Origin of the sequence: Kribbella sp. HUAS MG21, assembly GCF_040254265.1 — a bacterium.
Classification (GTDB): domain Bacteria; phylum Actinomycetota; class Actinomycetes; order Propionibacteriales; family Kribbellaceae; genus Kribbella.
The window spans coordinates 920,305-936,573 of sequence record NZ_CP158165.1 but is presented as its reverse complement, the minus strand read 5'-3'; the positions used below and the strand labels follow the sequence as shown (position 1 = coordinate 936,573).

General features: G+C 70.7%; 18 protein-coding genes. 8 read left to right on the top strand and 10 right to left on the bottom strand.

From position 1 onward, the window contains the following. Positions 1-37: 37 nt before the first annotated feature. Positions 38-1,258, top strand: a complete 1,221-nt coding sequence (locus ABN611_RS04545; RefSeq protein ID WP_350278494.1) for an MFS transporter — start codon at positions 38-40, stop codon at positions 1,256-1,258. On the opposite strand, the gene ABN611_RS04540 is transcribed toward ABN611_RS04545, so the two are convergent. Then, entirely contained in the window at positions 1,255-2,592 is a 1,338-nt protein-coding gene (locus tag ABN611_RS04540; protein WP_350278493.1) for a UDP-glucose/GDP-mannose dehydrogenase family protein, read from the bottom strand. The genes ABN611_RS04545 and ABN611_RS04540 overlap by 4 nt on opposite strands. Positions 2,593-2,716: 124 nt before the next feature. Between ABN611_RS04540 and ABN611_RS04535 the strand changes: the two genes are divergently transcribed. Continuing rightward, positions 2,717-3,880 (top strand): acyl-CoA dehydrogenase family protein, encoded by a 1,164-nt coding sequence (locus ABN611_RS04535; RefSeq protein WP_350278492.1) that lies wholly within the window; start codon positions 2,717-2,719, stop codon positions 3,878-3,880. 8 nt (positions 3,881-3,888) lie between these two features. Here ABN611_RS04535 and ABN611_RS04530 read toward each other — a convergent pair whose 3' ends face one another. Next, on the bottom strand, positions 3,889-4,458 hold the full coding sequence (locus tag ABN611_RS04530; RefSeq protein WP_350278491.1) for a TetR family transcriptional regulator: 570 nt from the start codon (positions 4,456-4,458) through the stop codon (positions 3,889-3,891). Positions 4,459-4,528: 70 nt separating this feature from the next. On the opposite strand from ABN611_RS04530, the gene ABN611_RS04525 reads away from it, so the two are divergent. Together ABN611_RS04525 and ABN611_RS04520 are read left to right on the top strand one after the other, a co-directional pair. Beyond that, the gene (locus ABN611_RS04525) at positions 4,529-4,978 is read left to right on the top strand and encodes a pyridoxamine 5'-phosphate oxidase family protein (protein WP_350278490.1); all 450 of its coding nucleotides are present in this window, start codon (positions 4,529-4,531) and stop codon (positions 4,976-4,978) included. Positions 4,979-5,046: 68 nt separating this feature from the next. Then, positions 5,047-6,618 carry a serine/threonine-protein kinase gene (locus tag ABN611_RS04520; RefSeq protein WP_350278489.1) on the top strand — a complete coding sequence of 524 codons (1,572 nt, stop codon included), beginning with the start codon at positions 5,047-5,049 and terminating at the stop codon, positions 6,616-6,618. Here the strand turns inward: ABN611_RS04520 and ABN611_RS04515 are convergent. Together ABN611_RS04515 and ABN611_RS04510 are read right to left on the bottom strand one after the other, a co-directional pair. Continuing rightward, complete coding sequence (locus ABN611_RS04515) at positions 6,611-8,623, bottom strand: VWA domain-containing protein (protein ID WP_350278488.1); 2,013 nt, start codon at positions 8,621-8,623, stop codon at positions 6,611-6,613. The two genes, ABN611_RS04520 and ABN611_RS04515, sit on opposite strands and share 8 nt — an antisense overlap. A 97-nt stretch (positions 8,624-8,720) precedes the next feature. Further along, the gene (locus ABN611_RS04510) at positions 8,721-9,356 is read right to left on the bottom strand and encodes a hypothetical protein (RefSeq protein WP_350278487.1); all 636 of its coding nucleotides are present in this window, start codon (positions 9,354-9,356) and stop codon (positions 8,721-8,723) included. A gap of 321 nt (positions 9,357-9,677) precedes the next feature. On the opposite strand from ABN611_RS04510, the gene ABN611_RS04505 reads away from it, so the two are divergent. Next, positions 9,678-10,265 carry a hypothetical protein gene (locus tag ABN611_RS04505; protein ID WP_350278486.1) on the top strand — a complete coding sequence of 196 codons (588 nt, stop codon included), beginning with the start codon at positions 9,678-9,680 and terminating at the stop codon, positions 10,263-10,265. Further along, a complete protein-coding gene (locus ABN611_RS04500) occupies positions 10,262-10,630 on the top strand; it encodes a MerR family transcriptional regulator (protein WP_350278485.1) in 369 nt (122 codons plus the stop codon). Before ABN611_RS04505 ends, ABN611_RS04500 begins: the two co-directional genes overlap by 4 nt. 22 nt (positions 10,631-10,652) lie before the next feature. Here the strand turns inward: ABN611_RS04500 and ABN611_RS04495 are convergent, their stop codons facing one another. The 6 genes from ABN611_RS04495 to ABN611_RS04470 are packed head-to-tail and all read right to left on the bottom strand — an operon-like array spanning position 10,653 to position 15,061. Beyond that, complete coding sequence (locus ABN611_RS04495) at positions 10,653-11,591, bottom strand: aldo/keto reductase (protein WP_350278484.1); 939 nt, start codon at positions 11,589-11,591, stop codon at positions 10,653-10,655. A gap of 48 nt (positions 11,592-11,639) precedes the next feature. Beyond that, positions 11,640-12,305 (bottom strand): DsbA family protein, encoded by a 666-nt coding sequence (locus ABN611_RS04490; protein ID WP_350278483.1) that lies wholly within the window; start codon positions 12,303-12,305, stop codon positions 11,640-11,642. After that, complete coding sequence (locus ABN611_RS04485; RefSeq protein ID WP_350278482.1) at positions 12,302-12,781, bottom strand: pyridoxamine 5'-phosphate oxidase; 480 nt, start codon at positions 12,779-12,781, stop codon at positions 12,302-12,304. The genes ABN611_RS04490 and ABN611_RS04485 overlap by 4 nt, the downstream gene beginning before the upstream one ends. A 53-nt stretch (positions 12,782-12,834) precedes the next feature. Then, entirely contained in the window at positions 12,835-13,227 is a 393-nt protein-coding gene (locus ABN611_RS04480; RefSeq protein ID WP_350278481.1) for an MAPEG family protein, read from the bottom strand. Next, positions 13,224-14,183, bottom strand: a complete 960-nt coding sequence (locus tag ABN611_RS04475; RefSeq protein ID WP_350278480.1) for a hypothetical protein — start codon at positions 14,181-14,183, stop codon at positions 13,224-13,226. The genes ABN611_RS04480 and ABN611_RS04475 overlap by 4 nt, the downstream gene beginning before the upstream one ends. Beyond that, positions 14,180-15,061 carry a glutamate-cysteine ligase family protein gene (locus ABN611_RS04470; RefSeq protein ID WP_350278479.1) on the bottom strand — a complete coding sequence of 294 codons (882 nt, stop codon included), beginning with the start codon at positions 15,059-15,061 and terminating at the stop codon, positions 14,180-14,182. The genes ABN611_RS04475 and ABN611_RS04470 overlap by 4 nt, the downstream gene beginning before the upstream one ends. 58 nt (positions 15,062-15,119) lie before the next feature. Here ABN611_RS04470 and ABN611_RS04465 point away from each other — a divergent pair, with 58 nt between their 5' ends. Together ABN611_RS04465 and ABN611_RS04460 are read left to right on the top strand one after the other, a co-directional pair. After that, positions 15,120-15,620: a MarR family winged helix-turn-helix transcriptional regulator gene (locus ABN611_RS04465; RefSeq protein ID WP_350278478.1), complete on the top strand. Its 501-nt coding sequence runs from the start codon at positions 15,120-15,122 to the stop codon at positions 15,618-15,620. A 216-nt stretch (positions 15,621-15,836) separates the two neighbouring features. Beyond that, a complete protein-coding gene (locus tag ABN611_RS04460; RefSeq protein WP_350278477.1) occupies positions 15,837-16,190 on the top strand; it encodes a hypothetical protein in 354 nt (117 codons plus the stop codon). Positions 16,191-16,269: the final 79 nt, after the last annotated feature.

Below are 16,269 nucleotides of genomic sequence, written 5' to 3'. Positions count from 1 at the left end.
ATGAGATCCCATCGGTTGTCGTTTAAGGTCGTCGATCGTGACTCCGCCCACTGAATCGGATACGCAGCGCATTCCGGTCCGCTACTGGATCTGGCTGTTCGGCGCCGCCGTGTCCCTCCTCGGCGACCTGACGATGAGCTTCGCCATCGGCTGGTCCGCCACCCGGCACGGTGGCAGCGTCGCCGGCCTCATCCTCCTCCTCGCCGCCGCCCCCCGAGCCATCCTTCTCCTGGTAGGCGGCGCCGTAGGCGACCGCTACGGAGCCCCCCGAGTCCTCCTGGCCAGCTGCACGGCGATGTTCCTGGTCACCGGCGCCCTCGTCCCCGCCACGCTGGCGGTCGGGGAACCCGTGTGGCTGCTGGTGATCCTCGCGATCGTGGTCGGTTCGATCGACGCGTTCTTCCTGCCGTCGTCGCGGTCGATGCCGCGGCTCCTGGTCCCGCCGGAGCAGGTGCCGCGGGCGCTCGCGAGCTTCCAGGTGACCGGGGTGGTCTTCGCCGTCACCGGTACGGCGATCGGTGGTGTGCTGGTGAGCTGGGCGGGGCTCCGGGCCGCGGGCGGATTCGACGCGCTGACGTTCGGCGTGATGATCATCGTCCTGATCGTGCTCCGGAAGACGATTGCTCCGTCGAAGCGGATGCCGACCGGGATGCTCCGCTCGATCGGCACCGGGATCCGGGTCGCGTTCGGCAACCCGTTGACCCGGGCGCTGCTGATCACGATGACCGTGGCGGCCGGCCTGTTGATGCCGCTCGACGGGTTGCTGTTCCCGCTGCTGGCGCGCGACCACGGCTGGGACGCCGCCACCGCCGGTCTGCTCGTGGCGAGCCGCAGTCTGGGAGTGGGGGTGATCGCGCTACGCATCCTGATGTGGGGCGCGTTTCCCCGGCCGGGCGTGGTCGCCGCGCTTGGCCTGCTGCTCGCGGCTGTCGGCCTGCTCGGCCTGTCGGTGTTCGACCCGCTGCCGCTGACGTTCGCGGCCGGCGTCGTGAGCGGGATCGGCGTCGGCACGTTCACCGGGCACGTGCTGCCGTTGTTGATGAACTCGGTGGAGCGCGAGTTCCAGTCCCGGCTGCAGTCCATCGTGGTGCTCTGCCAGAACATCGCATTGATGGTGATGAACCCGCTGCTGGGCGGCCTGGCCGACGTGGACACGGTCGGCATCACGGGTGTGTGCCTCGGCATCGCGGTGCTGGCAGCCGTCGCCGGTTGCGTCGTACTGACCCGCCCGGTGGTCCGGGCGGCGACGGTCAGCTAGGGCTTGCCGGGAGCCCGGTAGACCCAGCCGGCTTCGCGCCAGGTTTCGGCGTTCAGGTTGAGGCGGGCGTCGATGACGACCGGGGTGGTGACGACCTCCTTGAGGGCGAGCGGGTCCAGGGCGCGGAACTCGGGCCATTCGGTGAGGTGCAGTACGGCGTGCGCCTCGCGGCAGGCCTCGATCGCGGTGGAGGCGTAGCGCAGGGTCGGGCGGACGCGGCGGGCGTTCTCCATCGCCTCCGGGTCGTAGACCGTGACGTTCGCGCCGTGCAGCTGGATCCGGCCGGCCACGTCCAGCGCGGGCGAGTCGCGGACGTCGTCGGTGCCGGCCTTGAACGCGGCCCCGAGCACCGTGACGTTCTTGCCGACCCACTCGCCGCCGAGCATCTCGTGGGTGACGTCAACGATCCCGGCGCGCCGGTGCTGGTTGATGTCGTCGACCTCGCGGAGCAGCGTGATGACCTCCTCGACGCCGAGCTCGCCGGCCCGGTGCATGAACGCCCGCAGGTCCTTCGGCAGGCAACCGCCGCCGTACCCGGGCCCGGCGTTCAGCGCGCCGCGGCCGATCCGCTTGTCGTACCCGAGCGCGTCGGCGAGCTGCGTGACGTCCGCGCCCGTCGCGTCGGCCATCTCGGCGAGCGCGTTGATGAACGAGATCTTGGTGGCCAGGAACGCGTTCGCGCCGGCCTTCACCAGTTCCGCGGTCGGCAGGTTGCAGACCACCACCGGCGTACCTTCGTCGATCGGCGTGGCGAACACCTCGCGCAGCCGGGTCTCCGCGGCCTCCGACTGGACGCCGAACACCAGGCGGTCCGGGTGCAGCGTGTCCTCGACGCCGTGCGCCTCGCGGAGGAACTCGGGCTGCCACGCGATCTCCACCGCCGTACCCGCGGGGGCCTCGGCGTGGAACCGCTGCTCGACGATGGTCGACGTACCGACCGGGACCGTCGAGCGGCCGACCACCAGCGTGGGCTTGGTCAGCAGCGGCGCCAGCATGTCGACCACCGAGTGCACCTGCGACAGGTCGGCGGCCTCGCTGCCCTCGAGCTGCGGGGTGCCGACGCAGATGAAGTGCACGTCGGCCCAGTCGGCGATCTCCCGGTAGTCCTTGGTGAACCGCAGCCGGCCGGAGTCGGTGTGCTTCTTCAGCAGCGGGTCCAGCCCCGGCTCGTACAGCGGGGCCTTGCCGTCGTTCAGCAGCTTCAGCCGGTGCTCGTCGATCTCGACCCCGATCACGTCGAAACCGAACTCGGCCATCCCCGCCGCGGTGTTCGCGCCGAGGTAGTTGGTGCCGATCACGGCGATCCGCAGCGGACGGGACGTCGCTTCACTCATGTCCGGGACTCTACCCATCGTGGTTATCGGCCGGTGACCGGCTCATGTCCGGCCCGTGCGTACTTGGTCACTTTCGGAGTACGACGCCCTCCGCCGCGGCGTGGTTCGTCGTACTGTGTGACTCGTGAGTAACTCATTCGAGCTGTACGCGCTGTCCGAGGAGCACCAGGCGATCCGCGAGGCCGTGCGGGACGTCTGCGACGCCAAGGTCGCCCCGCACGCCGGGGACGTGGACGAGCTGGCCGAGTTCCCGAAGGCGTCGTACGACGCGCTGAAGGCCTCGGACTTCCACGCGCCGCACATCCCGGAGCAGTACGGCGGTGCGGGCGCCGACGCGCTGGCCACGGTGATCGTGATCGAGGAGGTCGCCCGCGCGTGCGCCTCGACCTCGCTGATCCCGGCCGTGAACAAGCTCGGCTCACTCCCGCTGCTGCTGTCCGCCTCGGACGAGGTGAAGCAGCGCTACCTGCCGCCGGTCGCGGCCGGTGACTCGATGTTCTCGTACTGCCTGTCCGAACCCGAGGCGGGTTCGGACGCGGCCTCGATGAAGACGCGGGCCGTCGCGGACGGGGACGGGTACGTGCTGAACGGCGTGAAACGGTGGATCACCAACGCCGGGGTCTCGGACTTCTACACGGTGTTCGCGGTCACCGACCCGGACGCGCGGTCGCGGGGCATCTCGGCGTTCGTGGTCGAGAAGTCCGACGAGGGCGTGTCGTTCGGGGCGCCGGAGAAGAAGCTCGGCATCAAGGGTTCGCCGACCCGCGAGGTGTACTTCGACAACGTGCGGATCCCGGCCGATCGGTTGATCGGGGAGCCGGGGACCGGGTTCGCGACCGCGATGCAGACGCTCGACCACACCCGGGTGACGATCGCCGCCCAGGCGCTCGGGATCGCGCAGGGCGCGCTCGACTACGCGCTCGGGTACGTCCAGGAGCGCAAGCAGTTCGGCAAGGCGATCGCGGAGTTCCAGGGCCTGCAGTTCATGCTCGCCGACATGGGCATGAAGATCGAGGCGGCCCGGCAGCTCACGTACGCCGCCGCGGCCCGCTCGGAGCGCAACGACAGTGACCTCACGTACTTCGGCGCCGCCGCCAAGTGCTTCGCCTCCGACGTCGCGATGGCCGTCACCACCGACGCCGTCCAACTCCTCGGCGGCTACGGCTACACCCACGACTACCCGGTCGAACGCATGATGCGCGACGCCAAGATCACCCAGATCTACGAAGGCACCAACCAGGTCCAGCGCATCGTCATGGCCCGCCAACTCCTGAAGGGCATCGGCTGAGCGGTTCGTCACCGGTCGGTGGCGATGGTGGTGACCAGGGTTGCGGCGCGTTTGGTCAGGGTGGTGTGGTTGGTGGCGCCGGCGTGGATCTGCATGGCTACTCCGTCGAGGACCGAGGTGATGAGCCGGGCGCGCATGCGGATCTCCTGGTCGGGCAGGTCGGGGGAGACGCGGCGGATGAGGACGCCCAGCTCGGAGTAGAACGCCTCGTAGATCTCGTGGTTGAGCTCGCGGAAGCGTGTGTGGTGGTACGCGAGCAGCGACATCGTGCCGAAGACGGTGCCGGCTCCGGTGGTCCAGTTGCGGACCAGGGCGCGGGCTGCCTCGGTCAGGCCGTCGACGTTCGTGGCGCGTCGTACGGCGGCCAGGTCGTGCTCGAACTCGGCGCGGATCAGCGCCTCGAGCAGGTCGTCGCGGGTCGCGAAGTAGTACTGCAGGTTGCCGAGCTTCATCCCCGCCTTCGCCGCCACGCGCCGCAGGACGAACTGGTCGAACCCCTCCTCGACCAGCAGTTCCCGGGCGACGGCGAGGACGGCGTCGCGCCGGGCCGCTCCACGGTCGCTGAACGAGGTCGTCATCCCGGCACCTTACCGGGTTCTAGGTCGTTGACCTACAATTAGGTCAACGACCTAGAAGAGAGGGATTCGGATGCCAGACCGTATGACCCGGGCCGCGCGCGAGGCCTTCCTGACCGATGTCCGCGTCGGTGTGCTGTCGGTGACGTCGGACGACCCGGAGCGGGCGCCGGTCAGCGCGCCGGTGTGGTACGACTACTCGCCGGAGACCGGGGTGACCGTGATCATGAGCGCGAAGTCCCGCAAGGGCGTCGCACTCGAGACCGCCCGCCGGTTCGTGCTCGTCGTCCAGTCCGAGGCGGCCCCGTACCAGTACGTGACCGTCGAAGGGCCGGTCACCGAGATCCGCTCGCCAGACACCGCGAAGGACCTGCTCCCGCTGGCGATCCGGTACCTCGGCGAGGACTTCGGTACGGCGTACACGAAGGAGTGGGAGGCTGCCGGCGGGCCGGAGACGGACCTCGTCTACGTGATGCAGCCGCAGCAGTGGAACACCGCGGACTTCACCGCCGACTTCTCCTGAGCAGGCTCCTCAGCCCTCGACGTACTACGGTGTGCGTCGAACGGCTGAGGAGCTAGGAGGTCCACGGGGTGGCGGATGTGTTCGCCGGGCGGTTCGAGCTGCTCGACCCGATCGGGGTCGGTGGAGCCGGGACGGTGTGGCGGGCGTGGGACCGGCGGCAGGAACGGCTGTGCGCGGCCAAGGTACTGCGGCAACGCGACGCCGGGGCGCTGCTGCGGTTCGTGCGCGAGCAGTGCCGCCGGCTGAACCACCCGAACATCCTCACGCCGTACGGCTCCGCGTCGGACGACGACATGGCGCTGCTCGCGATGGACCTGGTCGGCGGCGGTTCGGTGGCGACGCTCGTGTCGGACTTCGGACCGCTGCCGCCGCGGCTGGTGGCGGAACTGCTGAGCCAGCTGCTGGGCGCGCTCGACCAGATCCACACGGCCGGGGTGCTGCACCGCGACGTCAAGCCCGCCAACCTGCTGCTCGAGGCAACTGGCACCGACCGCCCGATGCTGCGCCTGACCGACTTCGGCATCGCGATCGCCCTCGGCGAGCCCCGCCTCACCATCCACGGCACAATCGTCGGCACACCCGGCTACCTGGCACCCGAGACCTACACCAGCGCCGCTTTGTCCCCGAAACAGGACCTGTACGCCGCAGGAGTAACCGCCTGGCAACTACTAACCGGCACGGAACCCCCCGAACACGGAGCCCTACCCACCTACCCAGCGGACGCCACTGCTCTACCTGGGCCGCTGGCGGATGTCGCAGCCCTCATCTGGACCGTCGTACAGCACTTGACCGACCCCGACCCCACAAACCGCCCAACCTCGGCAGCCGAGGCCCTCAAAGCCTTGGCCCCCGCCCTGTCCGTCCCCCTCGAAACCCCGACCCGAACCGCAGACGGCGAAACCATCGAGGTCTTCGACCACCTACCCCCACTCCCATCCACCGCCGTACTCCCGCACACCGCCTCACCCCGCCCCACACTTCCCCTGCCCGAACCACCGGATCCCGCAGGCGCATTCGCCGCACCGGGCGCAGTGGCAGGCGCGAACGCGTCGGCGGTACCAGCAGCACCGGTAGGCCTGGGCGCACCTGCGCGTCCGGACGCACCGACGGGCCCGGGCGCGGCAGAAGGAGCGGGTACGGCGGCAGAAGGAGCGGGTACGGCGGCAGCAGGTGCTACCGCTGGCGTGGGGGCGGGATCGGATGCGGGCGTGGGAGGGGACGGATCCGCCGGGGCTGGTGCGGATGGCGTACGCGACGGGGGTGCGGGTGCGCGGTGGGGGTTGCGGGGGCGTGGGGGTGTTGCGGCTGTGGTGGCTGTGGTGGCGATTGTCGGTGGGGGTGCTGCGCTCGTGGCTGGGCTTGGTCCGTTCGGGGGCCGGGCTCCGTCCGGGGGTACCTCGTCGTCGCCTGAGGGGGTTGGCGGCGGAGCGTCTGAGACTGCGACGACTGTTGGTGGACCTGGTACGGGCATCACCGGGTCGAGTTCGGTAACGCCGGCGGCGCGGTCTGCGGATCCTGGTGTTCAGGCTGGTCGACCCTGCGGGTGGCAGGTCGTCGGGACGATCGAAACGGCTGCTGACGGCACCCGGGTCGAGTGCCGCCAGCAGGGTTCGTCGTACCGCTGGACCAAGATCAGTTAGGCCAACCCGGCCCCTGACCCCCCGGCCCGTGCTGGCCCGGCCCGTGCTGGCCCGGCCCGTGCTGGCTCGGCCCGTGGTGAGCCGGAGCCTGGCCGTAGTTGCCTGGCGCTTGGGGGCCTGGGGTTTGTGGGCGGCGGTTGCGGAGGATCAGGGCGATCGCGACGCCGGCTACCGCGAGCAACGCGGCGGCGCCTCCGATGGCCCAGGGGAGGGCGGAGCCGGAGTCCTCGTCCGTGGAGGCGCGCTCCTCGGTCGGGCCGCTCGCCGTTCCGGAGCCGTTGTCGGGCGACGTCGGCGCCGCGGTGGGCGTCTCGGTCGGCTCGGTGGGGGTCGGGCTGGGCGTCGTACCGGAGGCGCCGTACTCAGGCCCGCTCACCTTCGTGCCGGCGACCGCCACGTCGAGCTTGATCGGTACGCCGCCCGCGCCGTCGGCCGCGCCGAGCTTGACCATGATGTAGTACCAGCCGTCGACCGCCATCTTCCGTACGGCGGCATCGTTCCCGTCCCGGTTCAGGTACAGCACCCGTGTCGTCGACAGCGGCTTCCCGTTGAACGGCAGAACCTTCGTCTCCCCGGTGTACGCCGTGGTGTCGCTGTCGATCTCGTCGCGGACCGGGTTGTACAGCGAGGTCGCGATGTTCACGGTCTCCGCGTCCGGCACCCCGGCGTACGTCACCCGGAAGGCGAGCCCCTGGCCCCAGTCCAGCTTCACCCGGTAGAACAGCTGCTCGCCGTAGTACACGGTCTCGCCGTACCGCCCCGGTCCCGGCAGCGTCGTCGCCTCGTTGAAGGACCCGCCGCCGCGAATCGCCTGTCCAGCACCGGCCGGCTGGTTCGCGAACTCGACCCGCGTGGCCGCGGCCGGCTCACCCTTCCCGCCGGTGACCGGTGGCTCGACCCGGACCAGCAGCTCCATCGGCACCCGGTCGAGGCCCTTGTTGTCCCGGGTGACCCGCAGTACGTAGCGGCCAGGCTCGTCGCAGGTGCTCTGGTTGTTGTCGTCCGCCAGCTGGTCCCAGCGCAGTACGGTGCTGACGCTGCCGCCGTCGGCCTTGGCGCGGGTGTGCAGCTCGCGTTCGCGCTTGTGGCAGTCGGCGCCGCCGGGACCGGTGATCCGGATGTCCAGCGCCTCGACGTCGCGGACGTTGCCGCGCGGGAAGATCGCGGTGGCGGCGAAGTACAGCGTCTCGCCCTGCTTCAGGTCGACCGCGTAGAAGCGCTCCTCCTGCGAGTTCAGCGTGTCGATGTACTGGCCCGGGGCGACCGTCGGCGCGGTGGTCGGGTCGTTGGTGCCGGTGATCGGCTTGCCGACCGGCTCGTAGTGCCGCAGCGCCCGCTCGGTGACGCGACCGAGTACGCCGGTCAGCGTGCTGGCGTCGTCGGCGTCGTGGTACGTGCCGCCGGTGGTCTGCGCGATACACGCGAGCTGCGCGCGGGCGGCCGCGCCGACCTTGAAGCCGATGGTGTGGACGTGCAGGTCGATGCCCTGCCTGTGCAGCTCCTTGGCGACCTCGCACGGCTGCGGCGGGGCGCAGGTGTCCTCGCCGTCGGACACCAGCACGATCGACCGCTGGCCCTCCTTCGGCAGCTGCGCGGCGGCGACCCGCAGCGACTGGCCGATCGGCGTGTAGCCGCGGGCCTGCGCACGGGCCACGGCGGCCTTCAGAGCCGGCTTGTTCACGGTGCCGACCGGCTGGACCACCTGGACGTCGCGGCAGCCCGCCGCCTTCTCGGAGCCGGCCGAGCCGGTGCCCGCGCCGTAGATCGTGAGCCCGACCTGGGACTCAGCCGGCAGCCCGTCGACCATCGTGGCGACCGCGCGCTTGGCGGCGTCCATCCGGGTGCCTGTGCCCCCGGCGTCGCGGGCCTTCATCGAGCCCGACGAGTCCAGGACGACCATGACCGGCGAGTACGGGTCGGCGGCCGGGTTTGCGGACGCGTTTGCAGACGGAAACGCCAGGGCCAGCCCGGTCAGGGCCAGTAACGCTGCGGCGCGGCGGATCATTGGCTACTCCAGGGTTTGCAGATCGGAACGAGCACGACCTTAGCGTTTGCATTTGCGATTTGCAACAGCAAAGGCGGTACGTCGGACCGGTGCTGCGTCAGGTCATCGCCAGGTCGTTGACGAAGCTGTCCGACCAGTCCGAGAGGGTCGGCAGGCGTTCGGACCAGACCTTGGTGCGCGGCGTTCCCGCCGTACCGGGGTCGCCGGACTCGGGCCAGTAGCCGATCATCGAGCGCAGCGTGCCCAGGTGCTCGCCGAAGTGGTCGTCGACGCGGACGATCGTGGCGACCCGGCCGGCGCCGAGGCGGGCGATCACCTCGGGGTCGCGGAACACGGTCCGGATCGCGCCGCCGAGGTTGGCGAGCTGGGCGTCGCAGGGGCGCGCGGTCACCGGTTCGGTGATCACAAGGGTGTGGGTGTCGGGGAGGTACCAGCCCTGCCGTTCGGCGGTCCGGTAGAGCTCGGTCAGCCGGGTCCGCAGGTGCGGGGTGGTGGCGAGGCCGGTGCCGGGGTCCTCGCAGGACGACGCGTGCAGATAGGTGAGCGTGCACTCGGTCCAGCTCTGGCACACGGTCCGGATCGCCTCGAACGACGGATCCTCGCCGACCGTCTGGTACGTCGTCCGCAACACGTCGAGCGCGACCGTCAACGGGATCTCCCGCTCGGCCAACCGCCGCGCCGCCGCGGCCGCGTGCGGCAACGGATCCGCGCCACCCGCCAACGCCTGCAGCAACGGCCGAAACGCCCCCTCGGGACTCGGTCGCCTCAACCGATGCCGCCCTCGAGCGGACCCGGATTCCGGCTCCGGAGCGGTTGTCGTGGGCGATGGCTTGCGTAGTTCGTCGATCACCATGGCAGGGGTCCCCGTCTGACTACCGATCGTGGTCGCCCGCCTGGCCGGCGGGTGACCCGTACGCCCTGAGACGCAGGACCCCGCCGACCATGACGCGGAACGGCGGAAATTCGCGGCAACCGCCTGGATTACGCTTACCGGCGCCCTGGCTGTGATTTCCGACAGTCACCACCGCCCCGACGTACTGCCCTGGAGTCACCGATGGAAGCTGCCGGCGTTCATCGCATCGCCCGACGCGATCGGTCCGGAGCCGACCGCGAGTACCTGGTCGCCGTACCCGACGGTCCGGTCCGCGGCGTGACGGTGCTGTTCCATCCGTTCGGCTTCACGCCCGAGGCGGTGCTCTTCGGTGAGCCGGCCGGCGACCTGCTGATCCGGCCGCTCGCCGGCGCGCTCGCCCCGGCCGCGGCCGCCGGTCAGGTCGTCGTCGCCCCGCGCAGCCGCGGCCGTGTGCTGGGCGGGATCTCGCTGGCGTGGCAGGACCATCTGGATGGGTCCCCGTCCGAGGGACCCGCCGAGTACGCCCGTAGGAGCCCGATCTCGTACGCCGCGACGCTGGCCGCGACCGCCGTACGACTCGTCTGGTCGCCCGCCGACACGGTCATCCCCGGCCAGGCGTCCGACCACGCCCATGCACTCGCCGACAAGCTCCGCGCGGCTGGTGGGCAGGTGGACGAGCGCATCGTCACCTACGCGCCCGTCTCCCCGAAGGAAGACCCCGGTCGCTACGCCCACGAAGCCTGCGACATCTGGGAACACCTCGCGCAGCCAGTTAGATTCTTGCGATGACGACCTACTCGCCGTCCGAGGCGGCCGCACGATCCGGGTTCAGCATCGACACGCTGCGCTATTACGAGCGCGAAGGCATCCTGCCGCGCATCGAGCGCAGCGCCGGCGGCCGGCGCGTGTACAGCGACGGCGATCTCTGGATGCTCGGGTTCCTGCGGTGCCTGCGGGACACCGGGATGTCGATCGAGCAGTTGCGCCGGTACGGCGAGTTGAGTCGTGACGACACCACGATGCCGGAGCGGGTCGCGTTGCTCGAGGACCACGCCGCCTCGATCCGGGCGCGGATCACCGAGCTCGACGCGATCCTCACCCGGGTCGAGGAGAAGACGGACTGGTACCGCGAGCAACTCCGCAAGACGTCCTGACCGGCTGTTCGCGCGGAGCCACCTATGCGCCGTCCAGCGCCGCCAGTTCGTCCTCGGTGAGGAGCGTGGAGGCGCCTTCCACGGCCTCCTCGACCTGTTCGACGCTGCTGACTCCGACGATCGGGGTCAGCGCCGGGCTCCCGGAGGCCAGCCACGCGAGCACCACCTGGCCCGGCCGGAGTCCCCGCGCGGTGGCGACCCGGGACAGCGCCGCCAGCCGGGCTTCGGTGCCGGGATGGCGGTACTCCGTCTCGAGCGGGCGGTCGTTGCGGTCGTAGCGGCCCTGGAGGGTGGCGGTGTAGACCCAGCCGTCGACCGACGGGTTGCGCCGCAGGAAGTCGAGCCCGTCCGGTGACAGCATCCCCAGCGGGATCGGTTGGCCCTCGACCGCCATGCCGCCGGCGGGCTGAAGGTAGGAGTAGCGCTGCTGGTACGCGCTCGGTTGCGGGTGCCCGGCGCGTTCGGCGGTGGCCCGGATCCGTTCGAGCAGCCAGGACGGGTGGTTCGACACGCCCCAGCGAGCGGTCAGGCCGTCACGGACCAGGCCGCCGAACGTCCCGACCAGGTCCTCCACCGGAACCGTCGGGTCTTCGACGTGCGCCCAGTACAAGTCCACACCGGCAACGCCCAGCCGCTCCAGGCTCTGCGCCATGGCCGCGCGCACGACGTCCTCGCGCAGTCCTTCGAGGTGGTCGGGGAACCCGCCGACCCGCGTGGGCTGGGCGCCGACCTTGGTGCTGAGGCGGACCCGGACCCCGGAGTTGGACGCCAGCCAGCGGCCCAGCAGCGCCTCGCTCTGGCCGCCGAACCCGGTCTCGGAGGTCCAGAAGCTGTAGTTGTCGGAGGTGTCGATGAAGGCTCCGCCGAGTTCGACGTACCGGTCGAGGATCGAGAACGCGGTCCGTTCGTCGACGAGGGTGCCGAAGTACATCGTCCCGAGGGCCATCGTGGGTGTGGTCATGGCAGCAGCCTCATTGCTGGAGCGCGCTCCAGGTCAAGCCGGCCGGCGCTAGGCGGCCGCGGCTCGGAGTAGCTGATGTGCCCAGTCGGGGTCCTTGTTCTGGGCGATGGGGTAGCCGGCAGCCCACGGGCCCTCCCAATGGACGGCGACGCCGGGGTTGTGGATGGCGGTGCCGTCGGCGAGGAAGAGGTGCGGGCTGCCTTGGACGGCGTCGGTCACGGCGATGGTGTGATCGTGGGTGATGGCGGAGCGGGCGCGGCCGTCGTCCAGAGCCGTGGCCAGTTCGGTGGGGTCGACGGACTCGACGGCGGCGGCGACCTCGAGGATCGTCTGGCGGTGGCCGATCGGCCGGGAGTCGAACCAGAAGGCGCGGCGCAGTGCGGCGTCGAGGTCCTCGGAGGCCTGCAATCCTTGGGCTTTGGCGGCGTGGACGGCCTCGGCTGCGAGCAGGACCGTCGACGGATACGTCCAGTCGGGCGCACTCCACAGCCGGAACCCGACCTCCGGCGCCACCTGCCCCAACCCGACTGCCTCACTGTCCGTCCCCGGCCGCGAATGCGGACCGTTGAACAACTCCAGAGCGAACGTCCGGTGATCCAGCCGCACCTCCACCCCGAGCTCGGCCCGCGCCGCCCGCAACCGATGGATCGCGACATGGGCGAACGGGCACAGCAGGTCCGACCACACCTGGATGGTCCCGGGCGCGACGTTCACTCGGCCTCCTCGTGGTCGGCGCCGGACGGGTTGCCGGTGAAGTGCTCCGGCGTGATCAACACCGCCGTACGACGATCCGCCACCATCTCCGCGTCGTACGCGTCGAGGTCCGGATGGACGCCGCCCGCCGCGTGGTAGATGTCGCGCAGCAGCAGCCGCAACCGTTCCGCGTTGACCCCGGCCACCGGGTCGTCCGGACCGGCCAGCTCCACCGGACCAGTCACGCCGATCCACTCCCACTCCGCGCGGAACACCAAGGTCGCGCGTGGTGTCCGCCGGAGATGGTCGAGTTTGGCCGTCCGGCCGCGGGCGACGAAGGCGACGACCGGTTCGCCCGTCAGCGGGTGGTCGACGACGCCGGCGTTCACCACCGAGGCGGCGGGTTCGCCGGAGCGGCGCTGGGTGACGGCGACCGCGAGGAAGTGGTCCCGGGCGCCGAGTTGGTTGATGCGGGCCAGGCCCGCGGTGGTTTCCATGCCTCGACGTTAGCGGACCATGGTCCGGTTATCAACCGCGGAGGCGGTAGCCGTCAGATTGTTGCGATCGCGGTGATGCCGAGGGTGAGCCCGACGAGATAGGTGCCCAGGGCACCGACATCCCGGAGTGGGCCGTGGGACGCGAGTGTGCGCGAGCTCAGCATGCCGAAAGCATGGGTGAACCTGACCACCACGGCCGCGACCGCGAGTACGTCGACCACGCGGCTGTCGGACAGGGCCGAGCAGACCAGGAGCAGCACGATCATCGTCGGTACGTACTCCGCCGCGTTGCCGTGCGCGCGGATCGCGATCAGCAGCTTGTCGGCCGGATCGGTCGGCTGCTGGTTGCCGGCTCCGCGGAGCGCCCGGTGGCGCGTGACGTTGGCGCCGAGCAGGAACAGCAGGATGCCCAGCAGGGCAATGCAGACAACGGTGACCGTGCTCATACGAGTGCTCCTTCGAACAGGCTGCTCACGATGGTGTGGCTGATCCGGGTCCCGAGCAGTGCGTCGGTCTTGTGCATGCCGCCGGGACAGGTGACGTTGACCTCGATGAGCCGGCCGTCGATCACGTCGAGGCCGGCGATCACCAGGCCGTGCGCGCGCAACACCGGCCCGACGGCGGCGACGATCGCGCGGTCGTCGGCGTCGATCTCGGCCGCGGCGACCGGCGGCCCGATCCGGAAGTCGTCGACGGCCGGCCGCCGCAGCACCGCGCCGGCGATCTCCCCGTCCAGCAGGAACAGCCGTTTGTTGCCGCGAGCAACCGCCGGGAGGTACTGCTGCGCGATCACGTGCCGCCGCCCGCCGTCCGTCGCCGACTCGAGCAGCGCGGCCGCGGACCGGTCGTCGGGCACCAGCCAGACGCCGATCCCCGCGAACCCGTCGACCGGTTTCACGACTGCCGTCCCGATCCGGCGTACGAACGACCGCAGCGCGCGCGGATCCGTCCCGACGTACGTCGGCGGGCACAGCTCCGGGAACCGCAGCGCGACCAGCTTCTCGTGCATCGCCCGGATCCCCTCCGGCCGGTTGATCACCCGCGTCCCCGCCCGTTCGACGAGGTCGAGCAGGTACGTCGTGTGCAGGTACCGCGCGTCGACCGGCGGGTCGATCCGCAGGTGGACGACCTCGAACGACGCCACGTCGACCACCGCGGTGCCGAGCTCGTCCCACCAGGTCGGGTCGACGATCCACCGGTGATCACCACCCGCGCTCCGCGGCCGCAGCCGGATCCGCCGGGCGCGAGCGCATACCCGTCCGTCGACGACCGCGAGCTCCTCCGGCTCGCAGCACCACACGTCGAGCCCCAGATCCTGCGTCGCGCTCATCAGCCCGATGCCCGCGTCGATGTCACTCTGCAGCCCGGTCAACGGATCGGTCACGAACAATACGCCGGTCATGCCGCCAGCTCCTGCTCCAGTACGCCGTCGGCCGCTGCGCGCCACAGCCCTTCATCGCAAGGCAGTTCGCGCAGTGCCTCTCGCCGGCGTACGTCGTCGTACATCAGCTCCTGGAGTACTGCGATCGCGCGCTCGATCGCCTCAGGTGGCAGTGCGTCGAGGAAGCGAACCTCGAGGTAGGTCCCGCGCGGCCGGACCGGCGGGAACAGCGTGCTCAGGTGCCCAGCAGCCCCGTCGACGAAGGCCGACGCGCCGGCCGCGAAGGCCGTGTACGACGCAACCGCGTCGTCGTCGCGCAGCAGCCGGTCGTCGAACGCCGTACGCGCCGGATCCACGGCCAGCCAGGTCGCCAGTCGGTCGCTGCGGTTGAACCGCGCCGCCAGGAACGGCCCCGCCAGGTTGAGCACCCGCCACTGCTCGAGGCCCGCGCGCCCCGGCCACCAGTCGAGGCAGAGCTGCGTGGACGCGGTCCGCCGCATCATCCGCCGGCCCGCCGGGCCGATGCGGTCGAAGTGCTGCTGCATCGCGACGTACCGCGGCAACGTCAACTGCAGCGGCACCTCCAGCCGCGGATCGACCGGGATCGGGCGCAGCGTGATCCCGCCCAGCCGGCGCCGGAGGTCGGCGGTCAGCACCCGCAGGTCGCGCGCCGGCTCGAGCGACGGTGGCAGGCTCAGCTCCACCTGCCCACCGGGCTCGAAGCTCAGGTACGGCGCCGCGAGCGATCCGGCGGCGGCCCGCCGGACCTCCCCGATCGGGACCACGCCGCCGTCCGCCGCGGCGACGACGTACTCCTGCTCGATCGCGACCCGGACCGTCCGCCGGCGCCCCCGCGCGAACAGTTGCGCCACGACCGGACGAAGTTCTCTGGGATCCATCGGACCTCCCTGATACCGTAAGGATTCCTGTCGAAATATTGGAAGGTATCCTTACGACATGTCAAGCCCTCAGTTGCCGCGGCTCGGTCGCAAGCCGCTGATCGCGCTGGTCGAGCGGGCCAACCGCGCACTGCAGACCGACATGGTGCGACGCGCCCACGCGGACGGGCACACCGAGGTGAAGATGGCCCACAACTCGGTCTTCGGCACGCTGTACTCCGGCGGCGCGCGGGCCGCGGACATGGCCGCGCGGGCGGGGATCACCCGGCAGTCGATGGGGGAGGTGATCCGCGACATGGTCGCCCTCGACCTGCTCGAGATGCGGCCGGATCCCGACGACCGGCGGGCCAAGGTGGTCGGCTACACCGAGCACGGCGTGGAGGTGGCGAGCGACGGCCGCCGGCACCTGATCGAGCTCGAACGCCGGCTCGCGGAGGAGTTCGGCGAGCGCGAGTACGACATCGCCCGCGACGTCCTCGAGCGCCTCGTCGACGTCCTCGACCGGTTCGCGGCCGAGGAGCCCCACGAGACCCAGGCCGCCGGTACCCGCCGTACCTGACTCACAGCGTTGCGTTCGTTCGCGTCTCGCGGGTTGGCGGACCCGTTGTCAGCGCGCGAGGCCTTGCCTAAAGTTGCCCGCAGGTTGGGAGAACAGCCTGCGGACCGTACCGGTGCCGAGCGTGAGCGACTCCCGACACTGCGGGGATCTCGCTCCAGGTCGTCAGCCGGTGTGCCTGTCCGCGCCAGCATCTGAACACCCCGGAGTGGCGCTCGGATGTCGCACAACAGGACCCTCTACGTCGACCGGCAGGGGCACTCGATCAGCCGTACGACGTGGCTCGCGCTGACCGCGCGGCCGGAGTACGTCGTGATTGCGAGCGACGCCGTCACCGCCGAGGGACATCATCTGCAAGTCGTGACGATCTGGCTGGGACTGAACCTGCCGATCGGCGGGCCGCGGGTCTTCGAGACCCTGTTGCACGCAGCCGGTGGCCGGCGGCCCCGACGGTGGGCGTGGCCGAGCCTGTCGCGGGCCCAGGCGGGTCATCGTCACGTCGTCGACGAGCTCATGGCCGGGCCACCGGCGGTGAGCGGAGCGAAGTCAACCCGAACCGAACGACGCCGATAGCAGGGGACAGCACTCCCGCCTGGGCAGTGTGCGGCCAGTACCGCGGGCCGGGTCACGCCGAGGTGGTTCATTCCTCTGG

Coding starts and splice junctions, on each gene's coding strand:
- ABN611_RS04485 (WP_350278482.1), bottom strand. CDS start 12,781: ATGGAAACCACCGCGGGCCTGGCCCGCATCAACCAACTCGGCGCCCGG.
- ABN611_RS04500 (WP_350278485.1), top strand. CDS start 10,262: ATGACGACCTACTCGCCGTCCGAGGCGGCCGCACGATCCGGGTTCAGC.
- ABN611_RS04540 (WP_350278493.1), bottom strand. CDS start 2,592: ATGAGTGAAGCGACGTCCCGTCCGCTGCGGATCGCCGTGATCGGCACC.
- ABN611_RS04495 (WP_350278484.1), bottom strand. CDS start 11,591: ATGACCACACCCACGATGGCCCTCGGGACGATGTACTTCGGCACCCTC.
- ABN611_RS04525 (WP_350278490.1), top strand. CDS start 4,529: ATGCCAGACCGTATGACCCGGGCCGCGCGCGAGGCCTTCCTGACCGAT.
- ABN611_RS04465 (WP_350278478.1), top strand. CDS start 15,120: ATGTCAAGCCCTCAGTTGCCGCGGCTCGGTCGCAAGCCGCTGATCGCG.
- ABN611_RS04470 (WP_350278479.1), bottom strand. CDS start 15,061: ATGGATCCCAGAGAACTTCGTCCGGTCGTGGCGCAACTGTTCGCGCGG.
- ABN611_RS04530 (WP_350278491.1), bottom strand. CDS start 4,458: ATGACGACCTCGTTCAGCGACCGTGGAGCGGCCCGGCGCGACGCCGTC.
- ABN611_RS04505 (WP_350278486.1), top strand. CDS start 9,678: ATGGAAGCTGCCGGCGTTCATCGCATCGCCCGACGCGATCGGTCCGGA.
- ABN611_RS04515 (WP_350278488.1), bottom strand. CDS start 8,623: ATGATCCGCCGCGCCGCAGCGTTACTGGCCCTGACCGGGCTGGCCCTG.
- ABN611_RS04460 (WP_350278477.1), top strand. CDS start 15,837: ATGTCGCACAACAGGACCCTCTACGTCGACCGGCAGGGGCACTCGATC.
- ABN611_RS04475 (WP_350278480.1), bottom strand. CDS start 14,183: ATGACCGGCGTATTGTTCGTGACCGATCCGTTGACCGGGCTGCAGAGT.
- ABN611_RS04480 (WP_350278481.1), bottom strand. CDS start 13,227: ATGAGCACGGTCACCGTTGTCTGCATTGCCCTGCTGGGCATCCTGCTG.